Genomic DNA, 2,383 nt, shown 5'->3' with positions numbered 1-2,383 from the left:
TTTCTACACCAAGGGGCTAAATCAGTCGGGTTTCGCCCCGTACCGCAGCAAGACCGCGCCGCCCGGGAAGGTGCGGTTCTCCAACAGTTGCAGCGAGATCCATGACGGCAGTGTCGGGAAGAACGGGGTGCCGCCGCCCACAGCGGTGGGCGTGACCACGATCCGGTACTCGTCCACCAGTCCGGCCTGCACGATCGGTGCGGCCAGCGTCGCGCCGGCCACCTCCAGCCTGCCGTCGGTTTCGGCTTTCAGCTTCGTCACCACCTCGACCGGGTCGCCGCGTTCCAGGCGGGAGTTCCAGTCGACGGACTCCAGGGTGCGCGAGAACACGACCTTGGGCATGTCGCGCCAGACGTGCGCGAAGTCGACGATCAGAGGGGTGGCGTCCGGGGTCTCATCGGCGGTCGGCCAGTATGCGGACATCAGTTCGTAGAGCCGCCGCCCGTAGAACGACAGGGCGGTCTCCCGCTCGAAGTCGTTCCAGTACCGGTGCAGTTCTTCGCTCGGATCGGACCAGTCGATGTTGCCTTGTGCGTCGGCGATATACCCGTCCACCGACACGTTGAAGCCATAGATGAGTTTGCCCATGGAGATCAAGACTGCACCGGAGGGCAAAACTCATCGCGCCACCACGCGAGAATCGTCAAATCCCCGTGGAGCAAACGCTCGTCAGGAAATCCGCAATTGTTGCATTCCGGTCTCGCAGGTCGCGGTAGCGCAACGCTGCGGTTGCAAACAGTTATCTGTTCGTGTTGCTACTGTGACATAAGTACCTTACCGTTATCAAAGTGAAACCTGTGCTACATGTGCATGGAGTGCTAACGGAGGGGAGCTCCACATGACCGCGAGCAAGATGGCCGGCCTTTCGGCCTGGTCAACCAATGGGAAGTCGGATACCGGGCGTACGACGTGGGACATGGTGGAGATCGTGGCGACGTCGGTGGTTCGTCCTGTCATCGTTACCGCAGCAGTATTCGTAGCTGTCCTGGGCTCTATCCCTGCGGCACACGCGGATTCGGCCGGCAATGCGATGGCTCCCGTCCTCAACGGCGTGGGCATCGGTAACAATGGCCCGGTCAGCGGGGCCATTGCCCAGATGGGTCAGTCCATCTGCCCGATGCTGGTCAAGCCGGGCGGCAGTCTGGCGAGTGGGGCAGCTCAGATGAGTGGTCACGGCGGTCTGGAAGCACCCATGGCCGGCTTCCTGGCCCAGATGGCAATCCAGTCGCAGTGTCCGGGGTGGATAAACTCGGTCGCCAACGGGAACATGCCGTTCCCGCTTCCCGGCGCCGGCGGACCTGGATTGCCGCTCGGTTTACCTGGAGGGCCAGCGCCTGGGTTGCCGCTCGGCCTGCCCGGCGCACCGGCCCCACGACCGTTCCCCGGGTTCTGACCTCGCCCGCCGGGCCGGCAGTCAGTCGAACAGCGGCAATGTCGCCGAGGTGTGTCTCGTCTCCAATGCGAGCAGCGATCGTTTCCGATCGAGACCCCCGCCGTACCCGGTGAGGCTTCCGCTGGCACCGATGACCCGGTGGCACGGAACAATGATGGCGATCGGGTTGTGGCCGTTGGCCAGGCCGACGGCACGAGCGGCGCCCGGAGCGCCGATCTGTTCCGCGACCTCGCCATAGGACCGGGTCTCACCGAACGGGATCGTCAGCAGCGCCTGCCAGACTCGCCGCTGAAACTCGGTGCCCCGCAGATCGAGCTGGAGGTCGAAGGTGGTGAGTTCGCCGGCGAAATAGGCGTTCAGTTGGTGCACTGCGTCGTTGAACGCCTTGGGATTTGGAGACCAACCATTGCGACTCGGTTCGTAGGTCTGGTCGACCATTCGCAGATTAGTGAGCGCTTGGTCGCGGCCGGCCAGCGTCAACAATCCGATCGGGCTATCTATAGTTCTACTTTGTAGAATGATGACAACCTCCTGACGTGCGAGTATTAGGCCGAATCAGGCTATCAAGGGCCACCGACGAATCCACCAGCCCAGAGCGGCAACGCGATGTCATCGAGTCCGTTCTATGTCAAGCGCGCGGCAGCATGCCGATCACCTCGCAGTGGCTTAGCCACCTTCGCGGCCTGTGCCTATCGTCCGTCGTTGAGAGCCGGAGCCTGAAATCTGGGCGTCAAGTTGTACCCGATCGCCGGATCATTCGAGCCGTGCTGGCGAATCAGTTGCACTTCCATAGCGCGGACCTCGGCGTCGGTTGCCGTATCGGATTCCCACAGGATGGTTTTGCGGGCGGTGTAGTCGTTGACTTGCTCGCCGAGGTCGGCGGCTATCCGCGCCTTTGCGCTTGGGCTACCGAAGTACGTCACGCTGCCGGTCAGGTCCATGCCGACGTAGATCTTCCCGTTGGGGTAGGTGATCTTGTAGACCTGCTTG

4 protein-coding genes are annotated in these 2,383 nt (G+C 62.6%); 1 reads left to right on the top strand and 3 read right to left on the bottom strand.

From position 1 onward, the window contains the following. Positions 1-21 precede the first annotated feature (21 nt). Positions 22-588, bottom strand: coding sequence for a dihydrofolate reductase family protein (locus WAN02_RS06605; RefSeq protein ID WP_422263364.1), 567 nt, complete (start codon positions 586-588; stop codon positions 22-24). 250 nt (positions 589-838) lie between these two features. Here WAN02_RS06605 and WAN02_RS06600 point away from each other — a divergent pair, with 250 nt between their 5' ends. Beyond that, positions 839-1,393 carry a hypothetical protein gene (locus tag WAN02_RS06600; RefSeq protein ID WP_422263363.1) on the top strand — a complete coding sequence of 185 codons (555 nt, stop codon included), beginning with the start codon at positions 839-841 and terminating at the stop codon, positions 1,391-1,393. 21 nt (positions 1,394-1,414) lie between these two features. Here the strand turns inward: WAN02_RS06600 and WAN02_RS06595 are convergent, their stop codons facing one another. Then, positions 1,415-1,912 (bottom strand): methylated-DNA--[protein]-cysteine S-methyltransferase, encoded by a 498-nt coding sequence (locus WAN02_RS06595; RefSeq protein WP_422263365.1) that lies wholly within the window; start codon positions 1,910-1,912, stop codon positions 1,415-1,417. Between the two features lie 170 nt (positions 1,913-2,082). Then, a partial coding sequence (locus WAN02_RS06590; protein WP_422263362.1) for a hypothetical protein occupies positions 2,083-2,383 on the bottom strand: 301 nt, incomplete at its 5' end.

This window comes from Mycobacterium sp. (assembly GCF_049281135.1).
In the GTDB taxonomy this organism is placed as follows: Bacteria; Actinomycetota; Actinomycetes; order Mycobacteriales; family Mycobacteriaceae; genus Mycobacterium.
Note: the sequence above shows the minus strand (reverse complement) of the source record. Positions and strands in the feature narration are given on the sequence as shown.

What these genes read in the sequence shown, in the direction of transcription:
- WAN02_RS06605 (WP_422263364.1), bottom strand. Translation starts at nt 588, where the DNA reads ATGGGCAAACTCATCTATGGCTTCAACGTGTCGGTGGACGGGTATATC.
- WAN02_RS06600 (WP_422263363.1), top strand. Translation starts at nt 839, where the DNA reads ATGACCGCGAGCAAGATGGCCGGCCTTTCGGCCTGGTCAACCAATGGG.